This is a genomic window from Streptomyces sp. NPDC001401 (assembly GCF_042895385.1).
Taxonomy (GTDB): Bacteria; Actinomycetota; Actinomycetes; order Streptomycetales; family Streptomycetaceae; genus Streptomyces.
The window spans coordinates 482,868-508,021 of record NZ_JBIAWI010000005.1 but is presented as its reverse complement, the minus strand read 5'-3'; the positions used below and the strand labels follow the sequence as shown (position 1 = coordinate 508,021).

Sequence of the window (25,154 nt, the reverse complement as noted above, 5' to 3'; positions counted from 1 at the left end):
GGCCGCCGAGGCGGAGGCGGCTCAGGTCTCGTAGGGCTTCCCGACGTCCCACGCCTGGTGCATCGCGTCCGCGAAGGCCGCCGCGATCTTGTGTTCGCCGCTCGCGTTCGGGTGTGTGCCGTCGTACGTGTCGTGGAGGATGTCGTACGACGGTGGGGGCGAGGCCAGCAGGAGCGGGGAGCGGGGCTCGTCGAGGTCGGCCAGCGCCTTGGCCAGGAGTTCGTTGAAGCGGGTGACCTGCGCGGCGAAGGGGGCGTCCGCGGTGGCGCGGACGTTCGGGATCACCGGCAGGACGACCAGCCGGATGCGCGGGTTCGCCGACCTCGCCTGCGCGACGAAGGCCTGTACGTTCTCCGCCGTCTGATCCGCGTTCGTGTAGAAGCCCAGGTCGATCAGGCCGAGGGAGACGAGCAGGACGTCCGCGCGGCAGGAGCGCACCGCCTCCCCGATCAGCGGCGCCATGTGCAGCCAGCCCTCGCCCCAGCCGGCCAGATGGGCGCGCGGGAAGTCGGGGTCGGCGTACTCGTACGACTCCGGCGTGTCCGTCGCCTTGTCGTACAGCGTCTCGCGCGGGCCGACCAGGGCGAACGGGCCGCCGTGCGTCTCGCGCAGGTGCTCCCACATCCGGTAGCGCCATGTGTGCTCGCCCGCGCTTCCGATCGTCATGGAGTCGCCGACCGGCATGAACCTAAGCATCCGCTCATGATGGACGATCGAGGGGGGATGGGGGAGGGACCAATGGGACGGGTGGGGTGTGAGGCCTGCCACGCGCGCCTGCATGCCGAGCGTCCGTGGATGCCGGGCCGGGATGGCAGGCTTGGGGGCATGCGCCGACCGTTCGCTCTCCTCGCCGGGGTCCTTCTCGTGGGCGCCTTCGGCCTGCCCGCCTCCGCCGCCGACGGTGACGGCAAGGGGGACCAGGGGTTCACCATCAAGGACTCGCGCATCACCGAGTCCAGCGGCCTCGCCGCCTCCCGTCTGCACCCGGGCGTCTACTGGACCCACAACGACAGCGACGACGGCCCGTACATCTACGCCGTCGACAGCAGTACGGGCAAGACGGTCGCCCGGGTCACGCTGAGCGGCATCGGCTCACCCCGCGATGTCGAGGCCATCTCCATCGGGCCCGACAACCAGATCTACGTCGGCGACATCGGCGACAACCTCGGCGGCAAGTGGCCGTACGTCTGGATCTATCAGCTGCCCGAGCCGAAGAAGCTGGTCGATCAGACCGTCCGGGCCACGCAGTACGTGGTGAAGTACTCGGGCGGGGCGCGGAACGCCGAGTCGCTGGTCGTCGATCCGAAGACCGGGCGGGCGTACATCATCGACAAGAACGAGAACGGCGGGCATCTCTACGAGGGGCCGGCCAAGCTCTCCGCCTCGGGCACGAACTACTTCAAGCCCGTCGCCGCCGTCGACCTCTGGGCCACCGACGCCGCCATCTCCCCGGACGACAAACAGCTGGCCGTGCGCGGCTACTTCGGCGGGATCTACTACGACTGGAACGGCGGCAACATCAAGCGCAAGGGGCGGCTGAACGTCCCGCTGCAGGGGCAGGGCGAGTCCGTCACCTACTCCGTCGACGGCTCCAGGCTCATGTACGGCAGCGAGGGCGCCGACAGCTCCGTGCAGGCGCAGGACGCGCCGGGCGGGGGCGGGGGCAGCTCCAAGTCGCCCTCGGCCAGCGGGAGTTCGGGCGCATCGGGTGGAAGCGGTGGCAGCGTGGGCGGCAATCTGAAGGTCGGCGCCCTCGTCGTCGCCGTCGCGGCAGCGGTCCTCTTCGGATTCCGGCGGCTGCTGCGCCGGTGACGCCGTAGTCCTTGACGTGTTCATGAGACCTGCTTCCATGGAAGGTGCCGGGTTGTGGGAGCGCTCCCATTCGTTCCGGGCCCGCGCCTCCCGAGAGGAAGCAGCGACATGTTCCGCAGCCTGCGAAGAGCGCTGTGCGCTGTTGCCGCGGTGCTCCTGTTACCGCTGGGGGCCGGTGCGCAGACAGCACACGCGGCCGACGTCCCCGGCGCCGGTCACTGGCACACCAGCGGCCGGCAGATCCTCGACGCGGCCGGGCAGCCGGTCCGGATCGCCGGGATCAACTGGTTCGGCTTCGAGACCGGCAACCACGTGGTCCATGGCCTGTGGTCCCGCGACTACAAGAGCATGATCGACCAGATGAAGTCGCTCGGCTACAACACCGTCCGGCTGCCCTACAGCGACGACATCCTCAAGTCGACGACCGTCCCCAACAGCATCGATTTCAGCAGCGGCAAGAACGCCGATCTGCAGGGGCTGAACTCCCTGCAGGTCATGGACAGGATCGTGGCGTACGCCGGTCAGGACGGCCTCAAGGTCATTCTCGACCGGCACCGGCCGGACTCGGGCGGGCAGTCGGCGCTCTGGTACACGGCGGCCGTCCCCGAGTCGACATGGATCGCCGATCTGAAGGCGCTGGCGGCCCGCTACAAGGGCCAGGACGCCGTCATCGGCATCGACCTGCACAACGAGCCCCACGATCCCGCCTGCTGGGGCTGCGGCGACACGGCGACGGACTGGCGGCTGGCCGCCGAGCGGGCCGGCAACGCGGTGCTCTCCGTCAGCCCCGACCTGCTGATCTTCGTCGAGGGCGTACAGACGTACGGCGGTGTGTCGGGGTGGTGGGGCGGCAATCTGATGGGCGTCGCCCAGTACCCGGTCCGGCTCGACGTGGCGAACCGGGTCGTGTACTCCGCCCACGACTACGCGACCAGCGTGGCTCAGCAGAGCTGGTTCAGCGATCCGACGTTCCCTGCCAACATGCCGGGCGTCTGGGACAAGTACTGGGGCTACATCTTCAAGCAGAACATCGCGCCCGTCTGGGTCGGCGAGTTCGGTACGACGCTTGCGTCGACCGTGGACCAGAAGTGGCTTGCGGCGCTGGTGAGTTATCTGCGGCCGACCTCGACGTACGGGGCCGATTCCTTCCACTGGACGTTCTGGTCCTGGAACCCCAACTCCGGGGACACGGGCGGGATCCTGAAGGACGACTGGGTGACCGTGGACACGGTGAAGGACGGGTATCTGGCGAGCGTCAAAGCGCCGCTGTTTCCCAGTAGCGGTACGGGTGGCGGGGGTGGAGGAGGCGGCGGTGGCGGGAGTACGGCCGCGTGCTCGGCCGCCTACACCGTAAGCAGCGACTGGGGCAGTGGCTTCAACGCCGAGGTGAAGGTGACCAACACGGGGACGAGCCCGATCAGCTCCTGGAAGGTGACCTGGACCTGGAGCGGCTCCCAGCAGGTGACGAACATGTGGAACGCGTCGTACACCCAGAGCGGTTCGACCGTGACCGCGGTGAACGCCTCCCACAACGGTGCGATCGCGGCGGGCGGTTCGGCCGACTTCGGCTTCGGGGGCGCGCCCGGGGGCGGAGGTGTGCCGAGTGTGAGCTGTACGGCTGCGTGAGCCAGGACGGGCACCTGGGGGCGCCCGGTACTAGCCGGGCGCCCTCGTCGTCGTGGTCGGAGCTCAGCCGCGCACCGGCAGGATCCGGTGGAGCCGGCGTGGCTTGGGGGCGTCGAGCATGCTGACGCCGTTGTAGTGGAGGCCCCGGCCGAGGAACAGGAAGGCGGTGACGAACGTGACGAAGATCGAGACCACGCTGATGGGGAAGAGGGTCGGCAGCGACTGGCCCTCGGGGAGCGTCTTGCCGCCCTCGTGGACGACGTAGCCGAACGCCACGAAGAAGACGAGCACGGACAGGGCGGCCAGGACCAGCAGGACGGTCGCGGTCCTGCGGGTGCGGGCCTCGTCGTGGACCTGGGCCAGCAGGGAGGCCTCGCACACGGTGCAGGTCAGCTCCACGGTCTGCTTGCCGGACTTCGGCCGGCGCACCCGGTACCGGCTGTCCCGCCAGGTGATCCGGCGGGTCCGGGTGAGGACACCGCTCGTCTTGTCGCTGAGGATGTGGCGTACCGCGACCTGCACGGTGCCCGGTATCGGTCTGTTCATGCCACCGCCGTACCCAATGAAGAGGGCCCTGTCACCGACAGGGCCCTGCAACAAGCTGCGCAACTACGGGGATTGACGAGGTGTGTGGCGTGTACGTGATCGGGAGGAGTTACAGCTTCTCGATCACGTAGTCGATGCACTTCGTCAGCGCCTCGACGTCCGCCGGGTCGATCGCCGGGAACATCGCGACACGGAGCTGGTTGCGGCCGAGCTTGCGGTACGGCTCGGTGTCCACGATGCCGTTGGCGCGCAGGACCTTGGCGACGGCGGCCGCGTCGACCTCGTCGGTGAAGTCGATCGTGCCGATGACCTGGGAGCGCTTGGCCGGGTCGGTGACGAAGGGGTTCGCGTACTTGATGTCCTCGGCCCAGCCGTAGAGCGTGCGCGCGGAGGTCGCCGTGCGGCGGACCGACCAGTCCAGGCCGCCCTGGCCGTTGAGCCACTCCAGCTGCTCGTTGAGCAGGAAGAGGGTGGCGAGGGCCGGGGTGTTGTACGTCTGGTTCTTGCGGGAGTTGTCGATCGCCGTGGGGAGCGAGAAGAACTCCGGGATGTGGCGGCCGGACGCGTGGATGCGCTCCGCGCGCTCGATCGCGGCGGGGGAGAAGACGCCGATCCACAGGCCGCCGTCGGAGGCGAAGGACTTCTGCGGGGCGAAGTAGTAGACGTCGGTCTCGGCGACGTCGACCGGGAGGCCGCCGGCGCCGGAGGTGGCGTCGACCAGGACCAGCGCGCCCTCGTCGGCGCCGGCCACGCGCTTGATGGGCATGGCCACGCCGGTGGAGGTCTCGTTGTGGGTGAAGGCGTAGACGTCGACGCCCGCCTCGGCGACCGGCTCGGGGTGCGTGCCCGGGTCGGTGGAGATGACGTCCGGCTCGGCCAGCCAGGGGGCCAGCTTGGCCGCCTTGGCGAACTTCGAGCTGAACTCGCCGAAGGTCAGGTGCTGCGACCTGTTCTCGATCAGGCCGTGCGTCGCGATGTCCCAGAACGCGGTGGAGCCGCCGTTGCCGAGGACGACCTCGTAGCCCTCAGGGAGGGAGAACAGGTTGGAGATGCCCTCGCGCACCCTGCCCACCAGGTTCTTCACCGGGGCCTGGCGGTGGGAGGTGCCGAGGAGGGACGTACCGGTGGCGGCCAGCGCGTCCAGCGCTTCCGTCCGCACCTTGGAGGGGCCCGCGCCGAAACGTCCGTCGGCGGGCTTGATGTCAGCGGGAATCTGGATCTCAGCCACGCAGTGAGGTTAGCCGGTGCGGAAACCTGGGCGAAACGTGGTCCGTCGGGTGAGACGCGTGTCTTGGCGGGCGTCTGCTGGGGGCTCCGCCCCCAGACCCCCGGTCGGCCTGGACGGCCTCGTCCTCAAACGCCGGACGGGCTGAAATTGCCTGACCGGCGGCTGGAGGGTGCCGGCCATCGGCTGGTTTGCTGGCCCCATGTCGGGTCTCGAGGCACGTTTGCGCGAGGTTGTCCGGGGTGATGTGCGGTTTGACGTCGCGGCCCGGGCGCTGGTCACCATGGATGCGTCGAACTATCGGCGGGTTCCGCTGGGGGTGGTCGCTCCCAAGGACGCGGATGACGTGGCGGCGGTGCTTGGGGTGTGCCGGGAGTACGGCGTGCCTGTTGTCGCCCGGGGTGGGGGTACGTCCATCGCGGGGCAGGCCACCGGTACCGGCGTCGTGCTGGACTTCACGCGGTACATGAATCGGCTGGTCTCGCTCGACGCGGAGGCGCGTACCGCTGTTGTGCAGCCGGGGCTCGTTCTCGACCGGCTGCAGGAGGCCGCCGCCCCGCACGGGCTCCGCTTCGGTCCTGATCCCTCCACGCACAGCCGTTGCACGCTCGGCGGAATGATCGGCAACAACTCGTGCGGCTCGCACTCGGTGGCCTGGGGCACGACGGCGGACAGTGTGCGCGAGCTGTCGGTGATCACCGCGCGCGGGCAGCGGCTGCGGCCCGGGCAGGGGTGGGCCGGGGCGCCGGAGGGGCTGCGGGCGCTGGTGGAGGGGGAACTGGCACGGCTGCGGACCGGGTTTCCCGAGCTGCCCCGCCGTATCTCCGGGTATGCACTGGACGCGCTGCTGCCGGAGAGGGGTGCGGATGTCGCCCGTTCCTTCTGCGGCTCCGAGGGCACGCTGGGCGTGTTGACCGAGGCGGTCGTACGGCTTGTCGAGGCACCACGCGCGCGTGCGCTGGCCGTGCTGGCGTACGCCGACGAGAGCGCTGCCGCCGAGGCCGCGGCGGGGCTGCTGCCGTACGAACCGCTCACGGTGGAGGGGATGGCGGCCGATCTGGTGCGGTCCACGGCCGGGCTGCCCAGGGGCGGCGCCTGGTTGTTCGTGGAGACCGGCGGGGAGACGGGGGCGGAGGCCCGCGCGCGTGCGGAGGCGATCGTGCGGGCCGCCGATGTCGTCGACTCGCTCGTCGTCACCGATCCGGGCGGGCAGCGCGCGCTGTGGCGGATCCGGGAGGACGCCAGTGGTACGGCGACGCGGATGCCGGACGGGAGCGAGGCCTGGCCCGGGTGGGAGGACTGCGCGGTGCCGCCCGCCCAACTCGGCGCATATCTACGGGACTTCAGACAGCTGCTGACCTCCCATGGACTGCGCGGCACTCCGTACGGGCACTTCGGGGACGGCTGTATCCACGTCCGTATCGATTTCGACCTGCTGAGCCAGGCGGGGGTGGGTCGTTTCCGGCGGTTCTCGGAGGAGCTCGCCGACGTGGTCGTGGCGCACGGCGGGTCGCTGTCCGGGGAGCACGGGGACGGGCAGGCACGGGCGGAGCTGCTGCCGAAGATGTACGGCCCGGAGATGGTCGGCCTCTTCGAGCGGGTGAAGGGCGTCTGGGATCCGGACGATCTTCTCAACCCCGGGATGCTGGTCCGTCCGGCACCGCTCGACGCCGACCTGCGTTTCTCGGTGCTGCCGCGGAAGCCGGTCGACGTCGCCTTCGGGTACCCGTCGGACGGCGGCGACTTCTCCGCGGCGGTGCGGCGCTGCGTCGGGGTCGCCAAATGCCGTACGACATCTGCCGTCGGCGCGTCCGTCATGTGCCCGTCCTTCCGGGCGACCGGCGAGGAGGAGCACTCCACGCGCGGGCGTGCCCGGCTGCTGCACGAGATGCTCGCCGGTCAAGTCGTCACCGACGGCTGGCGGTCCACGGAGGTCCGGGACGCGCTCGACCTCTGCCTGTCCTGCAAGGGGTGCCGCTCCGACTGCCCGGTCGAGGTCGACATGGCCACGTACAAGGCGGAGTTCCTGCACCACCACTACGCGGGGCGACGCCGCCCGGCCGCGCACTACAGCATGGGATGGCTGCCGGTGTGGCTGCGCTGGGTGTCCCGTACGCGCACGGCACCGCTCGTCAACGCGCTCGCTTCCGTGGGTCCGCTGGCGGCACTGGGGAAGCGGCTCGGCGGGATCGCGCCCGGGCGGGGGATTCCACCAGTGGCATCGGAGACGTTCAGCCGGTGGTGGAAGCGGCGGCTCAGGAAACGGATGCGGGGGTGGATGGCCGAGGCGCGCGCGGGGCGGCGGCCCGACTTCCCCCGGCAGATGGTCTTCGTCTGGCCGGACACGTTCACGGAACACCTGTCGCCGTCCGTGGGCCGGGCGGCCGTGCGGGTGCTGGAGGCGGCGGGGCTGGGCGCGGTACCGATTCCGACGCGGCGGGCGAGGGTGTCGAGGTCGCCCGAGGGGGACCTCCAGGGAATCGGTGTGAACCCCTTGAACCTGGGGTCGGCCCGCAGAGCGCGCGCCTGCTGCGGCCTGACGTACCTCTCGACGGGCCAACTGGACCGGGCCCGCACGGTGTTGCGCCGCACGCTCGATCTGCTGGAACCGTTCCTCCTGCCGGAGCTGGAGACGGACGTCCGGGCGCCGATCGTCGTCCTGGAACCCAGCTGCGCGGCAGCCCTCCGCACGGATCTGCCGGAGCTGCTGCACGACGACCCGCGCGCGGCGCGTCTGGCGGCCTCGGTCCTGACCTTCGCGGAGGCGCTGGAGAAGTACGCCCCGGACTGGGTCCCCCCGTCCCTGAACCGCCCGGTCACCGGCCAGACCCACTGCCACCAGCACGCGGTCCTCGGCGACAGCGCGGACCGCCGACTGCGTGAAGCGGCGGGCCTGACAGGGGAGTTGGCGGGCGGTTGCTGCGGTCTGGCGGGCAACTTCGGCTTCGAGAAGGGCCATTACGAGGTGTCGGCGGCCTGCGCGGAGGATCAGCTCCTCCCGGCGGTGCGGGGCGCGGCGGACGGGACGGTCGTGCTCGCGGACGGCTTCTCCTGCCGGACGCAGTTGGAGCAGCTGGCGGGGGTGCGGGGCAGGCATCTGGCGGAGGTGCTGGCGGAAGGGCTGGATGGGGCGCTGGATGGGGTGCCGGAGGGGGACGACTGACCCCGGCACTCCGGATTTCAGGGCTGTTTCACAGAGTCCATAAGCTCGTTCTCAGGTTCATAAGAGAACTCTCAGGTTCGGCGGGCCTCACTCAGGATTCACCCAGGTATTCACAGCCCCTGTTTGCCGTTACCTCGCCGACTTTGCCATTCCTTGAGTTGTGGGCCGTGTAAGTTCATCGGTGTCGGGCGGCGGGGAGATCCCGGATGACGATCCGGAAAGAAATCCCCGTCTGAATCCGTCCGTATCCGTAGAGAATTCTCGCACCACCACGCACACCGCACACTCTCAAGGAGTCGGAATGAGCCTCAAGAAGCTCGCCCCGCTGCCCCCGAAGCCCAAGTCGAAGCAGCTGCCTCCGCCGCCCCCGCCGAAGCCGAAGAAGAAGCACCCCAAGCCCCCGGTGCCCAAGCCGATCCCGGGCGACGACAACTGAGTGAGCTGTGAGAGGACCGACGGTGTTCCGTCGGTCCTCTTCATCTTGCCGAATTCAGGGATTCTCGTGACGTGACGGAATGCGGAGGGAATGCGAAATGGATACGGAAGAGGATGAGGAACTCGAATACGAGGACACTCCCACCATTCCGGCCCGCACCGCCTTCCGCCGCTTCTGGCCGCTGACCAAGGGCCTCAGGAAATGGCTGCTCGCCGTCTGGGCGTGCACGGTGCTCGCCGCGCTCGCCGAGACCGAGGCCATCCTGGTCTTCAGCGACCTCACCGACAACGCCCTGCAGAAGGGGTCGCTGGCCGCGTTCTGGGTGCCGGCCGTGAAGTGGCTGGGCGTGGCCGTCGTCGGCGCTGTCGTCGCGTACGCCGGAAACTCCCTCGCCGCCTGGGCCACCGAACGCTTCGTCATGAGACTGCGCGAGCATGTCTTCGACCACGTACAGCAGTTGCCCCCGCACTTCTTCCAACGCCACCGCCAGGGCGACCTGTTGTCCCGCCTGACGAGTGACGTCGAGGCGATCGAGACCATGGTCGTCTCCGGGCTGGTCGGCGCCGCCTCCGCCGTCTTCTCCGCCCTGTTCTACGCGGTCGCCGCCTTCTGGCTGCGCTGGGACCTGGCGGCCGCCACCTTCGTCCTGGCACCCCTGTTCTGGCTGGCGGCCCGCCGCTTCTCGGGTTCCATCAAGGACGTCTCCCGCGAGGGCCGCGTCGCCGACGGCGCGATCACCTCCGTGGTCGAGGAGTCCCTCGGCAACATCGTGCTGACCCAGGCGTACGGCCGACGGGACGCGGAGCGCCGCCGGCTGAACGAGGAGGCGAGCGCCTGGTTCCGCGCCTCGGTCCGCTCCACCCGCCTGAATGAGGCCTACGAGCAGCTCGTCCAGGTCATCGAGACGGTGTGCGTCCTCGCCGTGATCGGCATCGGCGCCTGGGAGATCTCCACCGGCCGGATGACCCTCGGCCAGCTCCTCGCCTTCGCCGCCTTCCTCGGCTATCTCTATCCGCCGGTGCGGGGCCTGGCCCAGCTGGGCCTCACCGTCACGGCCGCCACTGCGGGCGCGGAACGGCTGATCGAGATCCTGGACGTCAGGCCGTCGGTCACCGACCCGCGCCGAGCCACGGAGACCGGCCGCCCCGACGGCGCGGTCGAGGTCCGGGACATCTCCTTCAGCTACCCGGGCGCCGACACCGTCGCCCTTCAGGGGCTGTCGTTCACGGTCAGCCCCGGCGAGCTCGTGATCGTCACCGGGCCGAGCGGGGCCGGAAAGTCGACGGTCTCCAAGCTGCTGCTGCGCTTCTACGACCCCGACGCGGGCGAGCTCCTGCTCGACGGCGTCCCCCTGCGCGACTTCCCGCTCGCCCGCCTCCGCGAATACGTGACCCTGCTCCCCCAGGAAACCCTGGTCCTGCACGACACCGTCCGCGCCAACATCGCCTGCGGTCGCCCCGGCGCGAGCGACCAGGCCATCGAGGAGGCGGCGCGGGCGGCCGACGCCCACGACTTCATCACCCGTCTCCCCGAGGGCTACGACACCAGGGTCGACCCCAACTCGGCCCGCCTGTCCGGCGGTCAGCTCCAGCGCCTCGCCATCGCCCGCGCCATCCTGCGCGACGCCCCCGTACTGGTCCTGGACGAACCGACCACGGGCCTCGACGCCATGGCCGCCCGCCGGGTCGTGAAGCCGCTGCGCCGCCTGATGACCGGCCGTACGACCATCATGATCACCCACGACCTCAATCTCGCCCCCGACGCCGACCGCATCCTGGTCGTCGACCGCGGCCGCATCGTGGAGACCGGCCGGCACGAGGAACTGCTGGCGCGGGGCGGGGCGTACGCACGGCTGCACCGCTCGCAGAACAACGCGGTGACGGACACGGGGGAGCTGCGGATGCCGCTGTTCCCGGAAGGATTCACGGAAGGGTTCGCCGAGGCGCCCGCGGCCGTGGCTCAGCCCGCGTACGGGTACCAGGGGTACGAGGGGTACGGACCGTACGAGACATGGCAGGCGCCGTCGTACGCCTACGACCCCTACGCCCCCTACGTACCTGCGCCGGTCCCCACCACCCTCCCCGACGGCCGCCCTCTGTTCCGCGACGAGGAGCCCTGGCCCGGGATCTGAGTCCATCATTCGGGACAGCTGCATAACGGGTTTACGCGCCTGACCGAGTCCATTACCCTGGACCCGGCAGTGCATCGTGATGAACGAACCGTGAAGCCCGAGCCGAGCACCTGGACAGCCCGTGACCACGCCCAGTACCACCACCCCCACCTCACCCACAGCGGTGCAGGCCGCCGCCCCGCACCGCCGGGGCTCCCTCGGTCCGGTCGGGCTGGTCCTGTCGGGCGGGATCTCGGTGCAGTTCGGCGCGGCACTGGCGGTGAACCTGATGCCGCGCGCCGGCGCGCTCGGCGTCGTAACGCTCCGCCTCCTCGCGGCGGCCGTGGTCCTCCTCCTGATCTGCCGCCCCCGGTTGCGCGGCCACTCACGCACCGACTGGGGCACGGTGATCGTCTTCGGCATCACCCTCGGCGCGATGAACGGCCTCTTCTACCAGGCGGTCGCCCGCATCCCGCTGGGCGCGGCGGTCACTCTGGAGGTCCTCGGCCCGCTGGCCCTGTCCGTTCTCGCCTCCCGCCGAGCGGTCAATGCCGTCTGGGCCGGGCTGGCCCTCGCCGGCGTCTTCCTCCTCGGCGGCGGTGGCTTCGGCGACCTCGACCTCGTCGGAGTGGCCTTCGCGCTGGGCGCGGGTGGGATGTGGGCGGCGTACATCGTGTTCAGTGCGCGTACGGGGCGACGGTTCCCGCAGGCGGACGGGCTGGCGCTGGCCATGGCGGTGGGGGCGCTGCTCATGCTGCCGCTGGGGATCGCCGAGTCGGGTGCGAAGCTGATGGACCCGGTGACGATCGCGCTGGGCTCGGCGGTGGCGATCATGTCGTCGGTCTTGCCGTACACCCTGGAACTCCTGGCCCTGCGCCGCCTCCCCGCCTCCACCTTCGCGATCATGATGAGCCTGGAACCGGCGATGGCCGCGACGGCCGGCTTCCTGATCCTCGGCCAGTCCCTGTCCCTGATCCAGGCCGCGGCGATCGCCCTGGTCATCGGGGCGAGCATGGGGGCGGTGCGGACGCAGGTGGGGCGGGGGAAGGCGGAGGCGCCGGGGGTGGGTTCCTGACGGTTGAAGGCTCGGCGGCCGAGACGAGCTCGTTCAGGTTGTCCCATCGATGCCGGCAACCTTCTCCCACACCGACACATGCTGTTGGCTCCCGCTGGTGAACGGCTCCCGCGTCCACCCGTCCCACCGATCGCGCAGCCGCATCCCCGCCAGCCGGGCCATCAGGTCCAGCTCCGCGGGCCACGCGTACCGGAACGGGACGGTCAGATACGAGCTGCGGTCGCCCTCGACCCGTACGTGGTGCGAGCTCATCGACTGGGTCGCGACGTCGTACAGGTCGAATCCGAGACGCCCGTCCTCCACACGGAACGGCACCGCGTTCTGCCCGGGCGGAAGCCGCCGCAGGTCGGGAACCATGACCTCGACGACGAAGTGTCCGCCGGGCTCGAGATGGGCCGCGGCGTTGAGGAAGCAGTCCACCTGCGCGTCCTGCGTGGTCAGATTCATGATCGTGTTGAAGACCAGGTAGGCGAGCGAGAATCCGCCCTCCACCCGTGTCGTCGCGAAGTCGCCGATCGTCACCCCGATCGCGTCCCCGCCCGGCTTCGCGCGCAGCCGCTCCACCATCGCCCGGGACAGGTCGATGCCGTACACCTCGACACCGCGGCGTGACAGCGGCAACGCGATGCGCCCGGTGCCGACGCCCAGCTCCAGGGCGCGGCCGGTCCCGGCCAGCTCCGCCAGGAGGTCGACGGCGGGTTCCACCGCGTCCGGCATGAACATCTCCGCCGACGACTCGTCGTACGCCGCCGCGACGGACTCTCCGAAGTAACCGTCGTCATCGAGCATCGGCCGACCGTACTGCCTCGGTGACTGGCGGTGCGTGGGCATTTCCAGCCCACAAATTAATGCAAGCACGCTTGCTTGTTTCTGTCGCCGCTGCCATGCTCACCCCATGGCTGACCCGACGCCCGTGATCGACGATCTGTGCGCGGAGAGCGAGGAACTCGACCTGCTCGTGGCCGAGTTGAGCTCGGAGCAGTGGGCGCTCGCAACCCCCGCGCCCGGCTGGACCGTCGCCCACCAGATCGCGCACCTCGCCTGGACCGACCACTCCTCGTTGCTGGCGGTGACCGACCAGGACGCCTTCTCCCGCGAGGTCGAGAAGGCGCTGGCCGCGCCCGGCGACTTCGTGGACAACGGTGCGGAGGAGGGCGCCGGCAAGCCGCCCGAGCAGCTGCTCGCGGACTGGCGGACCGGGCGCAAGGCCCTGGCGGACGCCCTGCGGGTGGCGCCGACGGGAGCGCGTTTCCCCTGGTACGGCCCCCCGATGTCCGTCGCCTCCATGGCCACCGCCCGCCTCATGGAGACCTGGGCCCACGCCGGGGACGTGGCGGACGCGCTGGGCGTGGCACGCACCCCCACCGACCGGCTCCGGCACATCGTGCGCCTCGGCGTCCGCACCCGCGACTTCGCCTTCGGAGTGCACGGACTGCCCACCCCGTTCGAGGAGTTCCGCGTCGAACTCACCTCCCCGTCCGGGGAGTTGTGGGTGTACGGGCCCGAGAACGCCGAAGACCGCGTCACCGGCCCCGCCCTCGACTTCTGCCTCCTGGTCACCCAGCGTGCGCACCGAGAAGATCTCGCTCTGCAGGCGACCGGCCCCGACGCCGACCGCTGGCTCGACATCGCCCAGGCCTTCGCCGGGCCCCCGGGCGACGGCCGTCCGCCGAAGGGGGCCGCCGGATGACGACTCTCCGTATCGGCAACGCCTCCGGCTTCTACGGCGACCGGTTCGACGCCATGCGCGAGATGCTCACCGGCGGCGAACTCGACGTCCTGACCGGCGACTATCTCGCCGAGCTGACCATGCTGATCCTGGGCCGTGATCGGCTCAAGGACCCGGCCGCCGGGTACGCCCGCACGTTCCTGCGCCAGCTGGAGGAGTGCCTCGGCCTCGCGCATGAGCGTGGGGTGCGGATAGTCGCCAATGCCGGTGGCCTCAACCCGGCCGGACTCGCCGACGCCGTACGGCAGTTGGCCGACCGGCTCGGCCTCCCCGTCCGCGTCGCCCACGTCGAGGGCGACGACCTCACCGCCGCCCACCCGGGCAGCCTCGCCGCCCACGCCTACCTCGGCGGCTTCGGCATCGCGGCCTGCCTCCGGGAGGGCGCGGACGTGGTCGTCACCGGGCGGGTGACGGACGCGGCGCTGGTCACCGGGCCCGCCGTCGCGCACTTCGGGTGGGGGCCGGGGGAGTACGACCGGCTCGCGGGAGCCGTCGTCGCCGGGCATGTGCTGGAGTGCGGGGCGCAGGCCACCGGCGGCAACTACGCGTTCTTCAGCGAGCGCCCGGGTGATCTGCGGCGGCCCGGCTTCCCGCTCGCCGAGCTGCACGAGGACGGCACCGCGGTCATCACCAAACACCCCGGCACCGGCGGCTTCGTCGACGTCGGCACGGTGACCGCGCAGTTGTTGTACGAGACGGCGGGCGCCCGTTACCCGGGACCGGACGTGACGGCCCGCCTGGACACGATCCGCCTCACCCAGGACGGCCCCGACCGCGTCCGCATCGAGGGCGTACACGGCGAGGCCCCGCCCCCCACCCTCAAGGTCGGCCTCAACCGCCTCGGCGGCTTCCGCAACGAGGTCGCCTTCGTGCTCACCGGCCTCGACATCGAGGCCAAGGCCGCGCTGGTGCGGGAGCAGATGGACGCCGCCTTCCGGGAGGCCAAGTCGGCCCCCGCGGACGTCCGTTGGGACCTCGTCCGCACCGACCGGCCCGACGCCCCGACCGAGGAGACGGCGAGCGCGCTGCTGCGGCTGGTCGTACGGGACCGGGACGAAAGTGCGGTCGGTCGCGCGCTGAGCGGAGCCGCCGTCGAGCTGGCGCTCGCCAGCTACCCGGGCTTCCATGTGCTCGCGCCACCTGGAAAGGGCGCGCCCTATGGGGTCTTCGAGGATGTGTACGTCCCCCATGGCGCCGTCGACCATGTGGCGGTGCTCGATGACGGGCGCCGGGTTCCTGTGGCCCCGGCCCACGACACCCTCGTACTCGACGTTCTGCCGGATCCTGAGCTGCCCGAACCGCTGCCGGACGGGTCTGTACGCCGTGCCCCGCTCGGTCTCGTCGCCGGCGCCCGCAGCGGAGACAAGGGCGGGAACGCCAACGTCGGTGTCTGGGCCCGTACGGACGAGGCATGGCGGTGGCTCGTCCACGAGCTGACGGCGGACCGTTTCCGTCAGCTGCTCCCGGAGAGCCGCGATCTGCCCGTCACCCGCCACGTCCTGCCGAACCTCCGCGCCCTCAACTTCGTGGTCGAGGGCATCCTCGGCGCGGGCGTCGCCGCCCAGCACCGATTCGACCCGCAGGCCAAGGCCCTCGGCGAATGGCTGCGCTCCCGCCACCTGGACATCCCGGAGGCCCTGCTGTGACGGTTCTGCCGACCACCCTGGACACCAGTGGCCCGGACCACCGGGCCAACCGCGAGGCCATGCTCGCCAAGCTCGCCGACCTCGACGCCGAGCACGCCAAGGCCCTCGTGGGCGGCGGCGAGAAGTACGTCGAACGGCACCGCGGGCGCGGCAAGCTGCTCGCCCGGGAGCGCATCGAGCTGCTCCTCGACCCGGACACGCCCTTCCTGGAGCTGTCGCCGCTCGCCGCCTGGGGGAGCGAGTACACGGTGGGCGCCTCGCTCGTCACCGGGATCGGGGTGGTGGAGGGGGTCGAGTGTCTGATCACCGCCAATGACCCGACCGTACGCGGCGGCGCCAGCAACCCCTGGTCGCTGAAGAAGGCCCTGCGCGCCAACGACATCGCGCTCGCCAATCGCCTCCCCTGCATCAGCCTGGTGGAGTCGGGCGGCGCCGATCTGCCCTCCCAGAAGGAGATCTTCATCCCCGGGGGTGCGATCTTCCGGGACCTGACGAGGTTGTCGGCGGCCGGCATCCCCACCATCGCCGTGGTCTTCGGGAACTCGACCGCCGGGGGCGCGTACATCCCCGGCATGTCCGACCACGTGATCATGGTCAAGGAACGCGCGAAGGTCTTCCTCGGCGGTCCGCCCCTGGTGAAGATGGCCACCGGCGAGGAGAGCGACGACGAGTCGCTCGGCGGTGCCGAGATGCACGCGCGCGTGTCGGGTCTCGCCGACTACTTCGCCGTCGACGAGCCGGATGCCCTGCGTCAGGCCCGGCGGGTCGTGGCCCGCCTCAACCACCGCAAGGCGTACGAGGATCCGGGCCCGGCCGCACCTCCCAAGTACGACGAGGAGGAACTGCTCGGCATCGTCCCCGGCGACCTGAAGACCCCCTTCGACCCGCGCGAGGTGATCGCCCGGATCGTCGACGCCTCCGACTTCGACGAGTTCAAGCCGCTGTACGGGACGAGCCTGACGACCGGCTGGGCGACGCTCCACGGCTATCCGGTGGGCGTGCTGGCGAACGCCCAGGGGGTCCTGTTCAGCGAGGAGTCCCAAAAGGCCGCCCAGTTCATCCAGTTGGCCAACCAGCGCGACATCCCGCTCCTCTTCCTGCACAACACCACCGGCTACATGGTCGGCAAGGAGTACGAGCAGGGCGGCATCATCAAGCACGGCGCCATGATGATCAATGCGGTGAGCAACAGCCGGGTCCCGCATCTGTCGGTGCTGATGGGTGCCTCGTACGGCGCCGGTCACTACGGCATGTGCGGCCGCGCCTACGACCCCCGCTTCCTGTTCGCCTGGCCCAGCGCCAAGTCGGCCGTCATGGGCCCGCAGCAGCTCGCCGGAGTCCTGTCGATCGTCGCCCGGCAGTCGGCGGCGGCGAAGGGCCGGCCGTACGACGAGGACGCGGACGCCGCCCTGCGCGCCATGGTGGAGCAGCAGATCGAGTCCGAGTCGCTGCCGATGTTCCTGTCCGGGCGGCTCTACGACGACGGCGTCATCGACCCGCGCGACACCCGCACGGTGCTGGGCCTGTGCCTGTCGGCCATCCACACCGCGCCGTACGAGGGTGCACGCGGCGGCTTCGGCGTCTTCCGGATGTGAGGGACGGTTTCAATGATCACTTCAGTCCTCGTCGCCAACCGGGGCGAGATCGCCTGCCGTATCTTCCGCACCTGCCGCGAGTTGGGAATCCGGACGGTCGCGGTGCACTCCGACGCCGACGAGAACGCGCTCCACGCGCGCGTGGCCGACACGGCGGTACGGCTGCCGGGCGCGGCGCCCGCGGAGACGTATCTGCGCGGCGACCTGATCGTGAAGGCGGCCGTCGCATCCGGCGCGGACGCCGTACACCCCGGCTACGGCTTCCTCTCCGAGAACGCCGACTTCGCACGCGCCGTCGTCGACGCCGGTCTGACGTGGATCGGACCGTCCCCGGAAGCCATCGAGGCGATGGCGTCCAAGACCCGAGCCAAGGAGCTCATGGGGATCCCCTCCCTGGAACGGGGGCGGATCACCGAGACCGACCTGCCGGTCCTGGTGAAGGCGGCCGCGGGCGGCGGGGGACGCGGGATGCGCATCGTGCGCCGCCTGGAGGACCTCGACACCGCACTGGAGGGCGCACGGGCCGAGGCCGCGAGCGCCTTCGGCGACGGCGAGGTCTTCGTCGAGCCGTACCTGGAGCACGGCCGCCACGTCGAGGTCCAGGTCATCGCGGACACGCACGGCACGATCTGGACCCTGGGCACCCGCGACTGCTCCCTCCAGCGCCGCCACCAGAAGGTCATCGAGGAGGCCCCGGCACCCGGGCTCTCCGAGGGGCTCACCGAGGATATGTACGCGTTGGCCGTACAGGCCGTGTGCGCCGTCGCCTACGAGGGCGCCGGCACCGTCGAGTTCCTGGTGGCCGACGGCCGGGCGCACTTCCTGGAGATGAACACCCGCCTCCAGGTCGAACACCCCGTCACGGAGGCGGTGTTCGGCGTCGACCTGGTGGCCCTGCAGATCCGGGTAGCCGAAGGCCACCCCCTGGAAACCGACCCCCCACGCGCGCGTGGCCACGCGATCGAGGCCCGCCTGTACGCCGAGGACCCGGCGAACGACTGGACCCCGCAGACCGGCACCCTGCACCGCCTGACGGCTCCCGAAGGCATCCGCCTGGACACGGGCTACGGCGACGGAGACGACATCGGCGTCCATTACGACCCGATGCTCGCGAAGGCGGTGGCCCACGCCCCCACGCGCGCGGAGGCCGTGCGCAGACTGGCGGGAGCCCTGGAGCGAGCCACGGTCCACGGCCCGACGACCAACCGCGACCTCCTCGTCCGCTCCCTGCGCCACAAGGAGTTCGCGTCGGCCGGCATGGACACGGCCTTCTACGACCGCCACCTCCCCGAACTGACCGGCTCCGGGACGGGTGACCCACACGCCCCGCTCGCCGCGGCCCTCGCCGACGCCCACGCCCGCTCCCACTTCGGCGGCTTCCGCAACCTCCCCTCCCAGCCGCAGACCAAGCGGTACGCGATGGCGGGCGAGGAGCACGAGGCCCGCTACCGGCACACGCGCACGGGCCTCGAGGCGGACGGGGTCCGGGTCGTGCACGCGGACGCGAGTCTCGTCGTACTCGAAGTGGACGGCGTACAGCGGAAGTTCGAGGTGTCGAGGTACGGCGACGAGGTGTACGTGAACGCCACCCGCCTGACCGCCCTGCCCCGCTTCCCCGATCCCACCGCCCAGCACGCGCCGGGCTCCCTTCTGGCCCCCATGCCGGGCACGGTCGTGAAGGTGGCCGAGGGCCTGGCCGTAGGAGCGTCCGTACGGGCCGGAGAGCCCCTCCTCTGGCTGGAGGCGATGAAGATGCAGCACAGGATCACAGCACCCGTCACGGGCACGCTGACGGCCCTGCACGTCGTACCGGGACAACAGGTAGAGGTCGCCGCATTGCTGGCGGTGGTCGAGCCCACCTAAGGGGCGCGGGACGGTATCGATATGCGGCTACCGCCGCGCGAGCGCGACCAGCCACACACAACCCGCACCCCGAAGGAGACCTGATGGCCCTCATAGAATCCGAAGAACACAAGGCTCTCCGATCCGCCGTCGCTGCCCTCGGCAAACGCCACGGCCGCGAATTCGACCGCGAGGCCCTCTGGGCAGAGGCAGCCAAGCTGGGCTATCTCGGCGTCAACCTGCCGGAGGCATACGGCGGTGGAGGCGGCGGCATCGCAGAACTCTCCATCGTCCTGGAGGAGCTGGGCGCAGCCGGTTGCCCCCTGCTGATGATGGTCGTATCCCCGGCCATCTGCGGCACAGTGATCGCCCGCTTCGGCACCGACGCCCAGAAACAACACTGGCTGCCCGGACTGGCCGACGGCACCCTGACCATGGCCTTCGGCATCACAGAACCCGACGCCGGCTCCAACAGCCACCGCATCACCACCACGGCCCGCCGCGACCCGGACACCGGCGACTGGCTCCTCACCGGCCGCAAAGTCTTCATATCCGGCGTCGACATCGCCGACGCGACCCTCATAGTCGGCCGCACCGAAGACGCCCGCACCGGCACCCTCAAGCCCTGCCTCTTCATCGTCCCGCGGGACGCGCCCGGCTTCGCCCGCCGCAAGATCGACATGGAACTCCACGCCGTGGAAAAGCAGTTCGAGCTGACGTTGGACGACGTAAGGCTCCCGGCAGAAGCACTCGTCGGCGACGAGGACGCAGGCCTCCTCCAGCTCTTCGCCGGCCTCAACCCCGAACGCATCATGACGGCCGCCTTCGCGATCGGCATGGGCCGCTACGCCCTGGCCCGCGCCGTCGAGTACGCACGCGACCGCACCGTCTGGAAAACCCCCATCGGCGCCCACCAGGCCATCGCACACCCCCTCGCCCAGGCGCACATCGACCTCGAACTCGCCCGCCTGATGATGCAGAAGGCGGCGCATCTGTACGACGCAGGAGACGACGTCGGCGCAGGTGAGGCCGCCAACATGGCGAAGTACGCGGCCGGCGAGGCCTGTGTGCGGGCCGTCGACCAGGCCGTGCACACCCTCGGCGGCAACGGCCTCACCCGCGAATTCGGGCTCGCCTCGTTGATAACAGCAGCGCGCGTGGCTCGTATTGCTCCGGTGAGCCGGGAGATGATTCTCAACTACGTCTCCCACCAGACCCTCGGCCTGCCCAAGTCGTACTGACCGCCTCGGCCGCCTTGGAGGAACCGTGTTCCGCAGCGACTACGCAGACGTCCCGCCCGTAGAACTCCCCATCCACGAAGCGGTGCTGGGCCGGGCCGCCGAGTACGGCGACGCGCCCGCGCTCATCGACGGAACCGACGGCACCACCCTCACGTACGAACAACTGGACCGCTTCCACCGGCGCATCTCGGCCGCGCTCGCCGAGGCAGGCGTAGGCAAGGGGGACGTGCTCGCCCTGCACAGCCCCAACACCGTCGCCTTCCCGACGGCCTTCTACGCGGCCACGCGCGCGGGTGCCTCCGTCACCACCGTGCACCCGCTGGCCACCCCCGAGGAGTTCGCCAAGCAGCTGGGGGACTCGGCGGCCCGCTGGATCGTCACCGTGTCACCGCTGCTGGAAACGGCACGCAGGGCCGCCGAACTCGCGGGCGGCGTCGAGGAGATCTTCGTCTGCGACAGCGCGCCGGGACACCGGTCCCTGATCGACATGCTGGCCTCCGCCGCCCCGGAGCCGGCCGTCGACATCGACCCGGTGACGGACGTGGCGGCACTCCCGTACTCCTCCGGGACGACCGGCATCCCCAAGGGCGTGATGCTCACGCACCGCCAGATCGCCACCAACCTCGCCCAGCTCGAACCCCTCATCCCGACCGCCCCCGGCGACCGCATCCTCGCCGTCCTGCCCTTCTTCCACATCTATGGCCTGACGGCCCTGATGAATGCGCCCTTGAGGCAGGGCGCCACGGTCGTCGTCCTCCCGCGCTTCGACCTCGAAACCTTCCTCGCGGCCATCCAGAACCACCGCATCACCGGCCTGTTCGTGGCCCCGCCCATCGTCCTGGCCCTCGCCAAGCACCCCCTGGTCGCCCAGTACGACCTGTCGTCCCTGAAACACATCATCAGCGCCGCCGCCCCCCTGGACGCCAACCTCGCCGCCGCCTGCTCCCAGCGGCTCGGCCTGCCACCCGTCGGCCAGGCCTACGGCATGACGGAACTCTCACCCGGCACCCACGTCGTCCCCCTCGACGCCATGCGCGACGCACCCCCCGCAACCGTCGGCAAGCTCATCGCGGGCACCGAGATGCGCATCGTCTCCCTCGACGACCCCGACAAGGACCTCGGCACCGGCGAGTCCGGCGAGATCCTCATCCGCGGCCCCCAGGTCATGAAGGGCTACCTGGGCCACCCCGACGCCACCGCCGCGATGATCGACCCGGACGGCTGGCTGCACACCGGAGACGTGGGCCATGTCGACACCGACGGCTGGCTGTTCGTCGTCGACCGCGTCAAGGAACTCATCAAGTACAAGGGCTTCCAGGTGGCCCCCGCCGAACTCGAGGCCATCCTCCTGACCCACCCGGGCATCGCCGACGCGGCCGTAGTCGGCGTCTACAACGACGACAACAACGAAATCCCGCACGCATACGTCGTCCGCCAGCCCACCGCCACCGACCTCTCCGAAGGAGAGGTCATGATGTACGTCGCCGAACGCGTCGCCCCCTACAAACGCGTCCGCCAGGTCACCTTCATCGACGGCATCCCGCGGGCCGCCTCCGGGAAGATCCTCCGCCGTGCACTGCGGGAACCCAGGGAGCGCACATGACGTTGATCGGACGTACGCGCGCGCGTGGCATCGAGACACTCAGCCTCGACTCCCCGGCCAACCGCAACGCGCTCTCGGCGGCGCTCGTGGGGCAGTTGGCCGCCGCACTGACGGACTGCGCCAAGGACAGCGACGTACGCGCGATCGTCCTCACCCACACCGGCAACACGTTCTGCGCGGGCGCCGACCTCCGCGACCCCCCTCCCCCGGACGGACTGGTCCAGCTCCTCCGCCAGATCATCGAACTGCGCAAACCCGTCGTCGCCCGCGTCACCGGCCACGTACGGGCCGGCGGACTCGGTCTGCTGGCCGCATGCGACATCGCGGCGGGATCGACGGAGTCCACCTTCGCGTTCACCGAGGTACGGATCGGCGTGGCCCCGGCGGTCATCTCCCTGCCCCTGCTCCCGCGCACGGACCCCCGAGCCCTCGCCCGCTACTACCTCACCGGCGAGCGCCTCGACGCCACGGAGGCCGCCCGCATCGGACTGCTCACGGCGGCCGGGCAGGACGTGGACGCCGTACTGGAACCGGTCCTGGACGGACTGCGCCGAGCCGCACCCCAAGGGCTGGCGGAGACGAAACAGCTGCTCACAGCTAAGGTGCTCGAAACATTCGACCGGGACGCGGCCGACCTCACCGCACTCTCGGCCCGGCTGTTCGCCTCCCCGCAGGCCCGCGAGGGAATGACGGCCTTCCTGGAACGACGGGATCCCACATGGGTGCTGTGACCACAGACGGCGGTGTCGACCGCGTCGACCGCGTGCCCAAACAGGACCGCAGCCGAGCCACCCGGCAGCGGCTCCTGGAAGCCGCCGTGGCCTGCCTCGCCGAACACGGCTGGGCCGGCTCCACGGTCTCCGTCGTCGCCGAACGCGCCGGCGTCTCCCGCGGCGCCGCCCAGCACCACTTCCCGACCCGCGAGGACCTCTTCACGGCGGCCGTCGAATACGTCGCCGAGGAGCGGTCGACGGCGCTCCGTGCCCTGTTCCCGCAGGGCGCCGCGGGCGACCGGCGGGCGGTCGTCTCGGCCCTCGTCGACCTCTACACCGGCCCCCTCTTCCGCGCCGCCCTCCACCTCTGGGTCGCCGCCTCCAACGAAGACCAGCTCCGCCCGCGCGTCACAGAACTCGAGGCCCGCGTCGGCCGCGAAACCCACCGCATAGCAGTGGACCTCCTCGCCGCCGACGAAACCCGCCCCGGCGTACGCGAAACCGTCCAGGGCCTCCTCGACATGGCCCGCGGCCTCGGCCTCGCCAACCTGCTCACGGACGACGGGGGGCGACGGGAGCGGGTCGTGGCGCAGTGGGCGGAGATCCTGGACCAGGTGCTCACGGACTGAGCCGGGTCCTCAGGCGCCGACACTCAGGGGCTGAGCCGCTCCACCCGCCACCCCCCGTCCGCCTCCGCCACATACCGCAACCGGTCGTGCAGCCGGTTCTCGCGGCCCTGCCAGAACTCCACCGCCTGGGGGGCGACCCGGAAACCGCCCCAGTTCGGGGGCACGGGGACCTGCTCGCCCTCCGGGTAGCGGGCGGCGAGTTCGGCGTACGAGGCGTCCAGGTCGGCGCGGGTGGAAATCACGCTCGACTGGGCGCTGGCCCAGGCGCCGAGCTGGGAACCGTGCGGGCGGGTGCGGAAGTAGGCGGCGGTCTCGTCGCGGCCGGTGCGGCGGGCGATGCCCGTGACGATGACCTGGCGGGCCATCGGGTGCCAGGGGAACAGGAGCGAGAGGTACGGGTTCTCGGCGAGGTCGCGGGCCTTGCGGGAGTCGTAGTTGGTGTAGAAGACGAAGCCCTGCTCGTCGAAGTGCTTCAGCAGTACGGTGCGTGAGCTGGGGTGGCCTTCGGCGTTCGCCGTGGAGACGACCATGGCGTTCGGCTCGAAGAGGTGGGCCTCCGTCGCGGCCTGCTGGAACCAGCGCGCGAACTGCGCCACCGGAGTGGCGGCCAGATCGGACTCGGCGAGGCCCTCGGCCCGGTACTGCTTGCGCATCGAGGCGGGATCGAGGGGGACGGCGTCTCGGTCGGTCACCCGGTCATCCTGCCGTATGTGCAGGTGCCGTACGGCATGGTGTCCGTCATGATTTCGGCATGGGGCCACTCGTTGCGGACGAGTGGCTGTGGCACTGAGTGCCGTTGAGCCTCCCCAAACGTGGCACTCGGGGATATCGTGCTGGTGCGTTCTGGTTGAGTGACCAGTCGCGCGGGGCATCACCAGGGTGGCCGCCCAGGACCACGAGTCGCACGAACAGACCGGGGATCCAGCGGCCGAGCCGCCGTTTTCTGCCGTACCCATCTGTCGTACACATCACGAGGAGCCGCCTGATGTCCGACTTCGTACCCGGACTCGAGGGAGTCGTCGCGTTCGAGACGGAGATCGCCGAACCGGACAAGGAGGGCGGCGCCCTTCGGTATCGGGGCGTCGACATCGAGGACCTGGTCGGTCACGTCTCCTTCGGGAACGTCTGGGGGCTGCTTGTCGACGGCGCCTTCAACCCCGGCCTGCCGCCCGCCGAGCCGTTCCCGATCCCCGTGCACTCCGGCGACATCCGAGTGGACGTGCAGTCGGCGCTGGCCATGCTGGCGCCCGTGTGGGGCCTCAAGCCCCTCCTCGACATCGACGCCGAGCAGGCTCGCGCGGACCTGGCCCGGGCCGCGGTCATGGCTCTCTCCTACGTGGCCCAGTCGGCCCGCGGCCAGGGCCGGCCCATGGTTCCGCAGCGTGAGATCGACAAGGCCCACTCGATCACCGAGCGCTTCATGACCCGCTGGCGGGGCGAGCCCGACCCCAAGCACGTCGCCGCCGTCGACGCCTACTGGACCTCCGCCGCCGAACACGGCATGAACGCGTCCACCTTCACGGCCCGCGTCATCGCCTCCACCGGGGCGGACGTCGCTGCCGCTCTGTCCGGTGCCGTCGGAGCCATGTCCGGGCCGCTGCACGGCGGCGCGCCCTCCCGTGTGCTGGGCATGATCGAGGAGATCGAGCGGACCGGGGACGCGGAGGCGTACGTCAAGCAGGCCCTCGACAAGGGGGAGCGGCTGATGGGCTTCGGCCACCGGGTGTACCGGGCCGAGGATCCACGCGCGCGCGTGCTGCGGCGTACCGCCCGTGAGCTGGGGGCTCCGCGGTTCGAGGTGGCCGAGGCCCTGGAGAAGGCCGCTCTGGCGGAGCTGCATGCGCGGCGTCCGGACCGGGTGCTTGCCACGAACGTCGAGTTCTGGGCGGCGATCGTGCTCGACTTCGCCGAGGTGCCGGCCCATATGTTCACGTCGATGTTCACCTGTGCCCGTACGGCGGGGTGGTCGGCGCACATTCTTGAGCAGAAGCGGACGGGGCGGCTTGTGCGGCCGTCTGCGCGGTATGTGGGGCCGGGGGCGAGGGCTCCGCAGGCCATCGAGGGGTACGACGGCATCGCCCACTGAATCGCCCACTGAGACGGGTGCTTGAAGAGCGCGGGCGACTGCGGGCCAGTTGTGGCTGGTCGCGCAGTTCCCCGCGC

20 protein-coding genes are annotated in these 25,154 nt (G+C 70.6%); 15 read left to right on the top strand and 5 right to left on the bottom strand.

The genetic code is table 11. From position 1 onward, the window contains the following. Nucleotides 1-21: 21 nt before the first annotated feature. Nucleotides 22-696 carry an SGNH/GDSL hydrolase family protein gene (locus ACFY10_RS20715; protein WP_390666607.1) on the bottom strand — a complete coding sequence of 225 codons (675 nt, stop codon included), beginning with the start codon at nucleotides 694-696 and terminating at the stop codon, nucleotides 22-24. Between the two features lie 129 nt (nucleotides 697-825). Here ACFY10_RS20715 and ACFY10_RS20710 point away from each other — a divergent pair, with 129 nt between their 5' ends. Both ACFY10_RS20710 and ACFY10_RS20705 read left to right on the top strand, forming a co-directional pair. Then, nucleotides 826-1,812 (top strand): WD40 repeat domain-containing protein, encoded by a 987-nt coding sequence (locus tag ACFY10_RS20710; protein ID WP_390666606.1) that lies wholly within the window; start codon nucleotides 826-828, stop codon nucleotides 1,810-1,812. 108 nt (nucleotides 1,813-1,920) lie between these two features. Beyond that, nucleotides 1,921-3,438, top strand: a complete 1,518-nt coding sequence (locus ACFY10_RS20705) for a cellulase family glycosylhydrolase (protein WP_390666605.1) — start codon at nucleotides 1,921-1,923, stop codon at nucleotides 3,436-3,438. Nucleotides 3,439-3,501: 63 nt separating this feature from the next. On the opposite strand, the gene ACFY10_RS20700 is transcribed toward ACFY10_RS20705, so the two are convergent. After that, nucleotides 3,502-3,984 carry a hypothetical protein gene (locus ACFY10_RS20700; RefSeq protein WP_390666604.1) on the bottom strand — a complete coding sequence of 161 codons (483 nt, stop codon included), beginning with the start codon at nucleotides 3,982-3,984 and terminating at the stop codon, nucleotides 3,502-3,504. A gap of 109 nt (nucleotides 3,985-4,093) precedes the next feature. Then, nucleotides 4,094-5,212 carry a phosphoserine transaminase gene (serC, locus tag ACFY10_RS20695; RefSeq protein ID WP_390666603.1) on the bottom strand — a complete coding sequence of 373 codons (1,119 nt, stop codon included), beginning with the start codon at nucleotides 5,210-5,212 and terminating at the stop codon, nucleotides 4,094-4,096. A 199-nt stretch (nucleotides 5,213-5,411) separates the two neighbouring features. Here serC and ACFY10_RS20690 point away from each other — a divergent pair, with 199 nt between their 5' ends. The 4 genes from ACFY10_RS20690 (at nucleotide 5,412) to ACFY10_RS20675 (ending at nucleotide 11,993) form a co-directional block, all read left to right on the top strand. Then, nucleotides 5,412-8,372, top strand: a complete 2,961-nt coding sequence (locus ACFY10_RS20690; protein ID WP_390666602.1) for an FAD-binding and (Fe-S)-binding domain-containing protein — start codon at nucleotides 5,412-5,414, stop codon at nucleotides 8,370-8,372. Between the two features lie 301 nt (nucleotides 8,373-8,673). Then, nucleotides 8,674-8,808: a hypothetical protein gene (locus ACFY10_RS20685; protein WP_276622102.1), complete on the top strand. Its 135-nt coding sequence runs from the start codon at nucleotides 8,674-8,676 to the stop codon at nucleotides 8,806-8,808. Nucleotides 8,809-8,905: 97 nt separating this feature from the next. Next, nucleotides 8,906-10,939 carry an ABC transporter ATP-binding protein gene (locus tag ACFY10_RS20680; RefSeq protein ID WP_390666601.1) on the top strand — a complete coding sequence of 678 codons (2,034 nt, stop codon included), beginning with the start codon at nucleotides 8,906-8,908 and terminating at the stop codon, nucleotides 10,937-10,939. Nucleotides 10,940-11,060: 121 nt separating this feature from the next. Beyond that, a complete protein-coding gene (locus ACFY10_RS20675) occupies nucleotides 11,061-11,993 on the top strand; it encodes a DMT family transporter (RefSeq protein ID WP_390666600.1) in 933 nt (310 codons plus the stop codon). Between the two features lie 33 nt (nucleotides 11,994-12,026). Here ACFY10_RS20675 and ACFY10_RS20670 read toward each other — a convergent pair whose 3' ends face one another. Then, nucleotides 12,027-12,782, bottom strand: a complete 756-nt coding sequence (locus ACFY10_RS20670) for a class I SAM-dependent DNA methyltransferase (RefSeq protein WP_390666599.1) — start codon at nucleotides 12,780-12,782, stop codon at nucleotides 12,027-12,029. Between the two features lie 106 nt (nucleotides 12,783-12,888). On the opposite strand from ACFY10_RS20670, the gene ACFY10_RS20665 reads away from it, so the two are divergent. The 8 genes from ACFY10_RS20665 (at nucleotide 12,889) to ACFY10_RS20630 (ending at nucleotide 22,991) form a co-directional block, all read left to right on the top strand. Then, nucleotides 12,889-13,683, top strand: coding sequence for a TIGR03084 family metal-binding protein (locus ACFY10_RS20665; protein ID WP_390666598.1), 795 nt, complete (start codon nucleotides 12,889-12,891; stop codon nucleotides 13,681-13,683). Further along, nucleotides 13,680-15,368, top strand: coding sequence for an acyclic terpene utilization AtuA family protein (locus ACFY10_RS20660; protein ID WP_390666597.1), 1,689 nt, complete (start codon nucleotides 13,680-13,682; stop codon nucleotides 15,366-15,368). The genes ACFY10_RS20665 and ACFY10_RS20660 overlap by 4 nt, the downstream gene beginning before the upstream one ends. Then, a complete protein-coding gene (locus ACFY10_RS20655; RefSeq protein ID WP_390666596.1) occupies nucleotides 15,365-16,963 on the top strand; it encodes an acyl-CoA carboxylase subunit beta in 1,599 nt (532 codons plus the stop codon). The genes ACFY10_RS20660 and ACFY10_RS20655 overlap by 4 nt, the downstream gene beginning before the upstream one ends. Nucleotides 16,964-16,975: 12 nt before the next feature. Next, nucleotides 16,976-18,826 carry a biotin carboxylase N-terminal domain-containing protein gene (locus ACFY10_RS20650; protein ID WP_390666595.1) on the top strand — a complete coding sequence of 617 codons (1,851 nt, stop codon included), beginning with the start codon at nucleotides 16,976-16,978 and terminating at the stop codon, nucleotides 18,824-18,826. Nucleotides 18,827-18,909: 83 nt separating this feature from the next. Beyond that, nucleotides 18,910-20,046, top strand: coding sequence for an acyl-CoA dehydrogenase family protein (locus ACFY10_RS20645; RefSeq protein ID WP_390666594.1), 1,137 nt, complete (start codon nucleotides 18,910-18,912; stop codon nucleotides 20,044-20,046). Nucleotides 20,047-20,071: 25 nt separating this feature from the next. After that, nucleotides 20,072-21,649, top strand: a complete 1,578-nt coding sequence (locus ACFY10_RS20640; RefSeq protein ID WP_390666593.1) for a 4-coumarate--CoA ligase family protein — start codon at nucleotides 20,072-20,074, stop codon at nucleotides 21,647-21,649. Next, entirely contained in the window at nucleotides 21,646-22,380 is a 735-nt protein-coding gene (locus tag ACFY10_RS20635) for an enoyl-CoA hydratase family protein (protein ID WP_390666592.1), read from the top strand. The genes ACFY10_RS20640 and ACFY10_RS20635 overlap by 4 nt, the downstream gene beginning before the upstream one ends. After that, complete coding sequence (locus tag ACFY10_RS20630) at nucleotides 22,368-22,991, top strand: TetR/AcrR family transcriptional regulator (RefSeq protein WP_390666591.1); 624 nt, start codon at nucleotides 22,368-22,370, stop codon at nucleotides 22,989-22,991. The genes ACFY10_RS20635 and ACFY10_RS20630 overlap by 13 nt, the downstream gene beginning before the upstream one ends. A gap of 23 nt (nucleotides 22,992-23,014) precedes the next feature. On the opposite strand, the gene pdxH is transcribed toward ACFY10_RS20630, so the two are convergent. Beyond that, a complete protein-coding gene (gene pdxH, locus ACFY10_RS20625) occupies nucleotides 23,015-23,683 on the bottom strand; it encodes a pyridoxamine 5'-phosphate oxidase (RefSeq protein ID WP_390666590.1) in 669 nt (222 codons plus the stop codon). Between the two features lie 293 nt (nucleotides 23,684-23,976). Between pdxH and ACFY10_RS20620 the strand changes: the two genes are divergently transcribed. Continuing rightward, complete coding sequence (locus ACFY10_RS20620) at nucleotides 23,977-25,077, top strand: citrate synthase 2 (RefSeq protein ID WP_390666589.1); 1,101 nt, start codon at nucleotides 23,977-23,979, stop codon at nucleotides 25,075-25,077. The last annotated feature ends 77 nt before the right edge of the window (nucleotides 25,078-25,154 follow it).

Coding starts and splice junctions, on each gene's coding strand:
- ACFY10_RS20650 (WP_390666595.1), top strand. CDS start 16,976: ATGATCACTTCAGTCCTCGTCGCCAACCGGGGCGAGATCGCCTGCCGT.
- ACFY10_RS20620 (WP_390666589.1), top strand. CDS start 23,977: ATGTCCGACTTCGTACCCGGACTCGAGGGAGTCGTCGCGTTCGAGACG.
- ACFY10_RS20660 (WP_390666597.1), top strand. CDS start 13,680: ATGACGACTCTCCGTATCGGCAACGCCTCCGGCTTCTACGGCGACCGG.
- ACFY10_RS20645 (WP_390666594.1), top strand. CDS start 18,910: ATGGCCCTCATAGAATCCGAAGAACACAAGGCTCTCCGATCCGCCGTC.
- ACFY10_RS20705 (WP_390666605.1), top strand. CDS start 1,921: ATGTTCCGCAGCCTGCGAAGAGCGCTGTGCGCTGTTGCCGCGGTGCTC.
- ACFY10_RS20665 (WP_390666598.1), top strand. CDS start 12,889: ATGGCTGACCCGACGCCCGTGATCGACGATCTGTGCGCGGAGAGCGAG.
- ACFY10_RS20635 (WP_390666592.1), top strand. CDS start 21,646: ATGACGTTGATCGGACGTACGCGCGCGCGTGGCATCGAGACACTCAGC.
- ACFY10_RS20630 (WP_390666591.1), top strand. CDS start 22,368: ATGGGTGCTGTGACCACAGACGGCGGTGTCGACCGCGTCGACCGCGTG.
- ACFY10_RS20715 (WP_390666607.1), bottom strand. CDS start 696: ATGCTTAGGTTCATGCCGGTCGGCGACTCCATGACGATCGGAAGCGCG.
- ACFY10_RS20670 (WP_390666599.1), bottom strand. CDS start 12,782: ATGCTCGATGACGACGGTTACTTCGGAGAGTCCGTCGCGGCGGCGTAC.
- ACFY10_RS20690 (WP_390666602.1), top strand. CDS start 5,412: ATGTCGGGTCTCGAGGCACGTTTGCGCGAGGTTGTCCGGGGTGATGTG.
- ACFY10_RS20700 (WP_390666604.1), bottom strand. CDS start 3,984: ATGAACAGACCGATACCGGGCACCGTGCAGGTCGCGGTACGCCACATC.
- ACFY10_RS20710 (WP_390666606.1), top strand. CDS start 826: ATGCGCCGACCGTTCGCTCTCCTCGCCGGGGTCCTTCTCGTGGGCGCC.
- ACFY10_RS20685 (WP_276622102.1), top strand. CDS start 8,674: ATGAGCCTCAAGAAGCTCGCCCCGCTGCCCCCGAAGCCCAAGTCGAAG.
- ACFY10_RS20680 (WP_390666601.1), top strand. CDS start 8,906: ATGGATACGGAAGAGGATGAGGAACTCGAATACGAGGACACTCCCACC.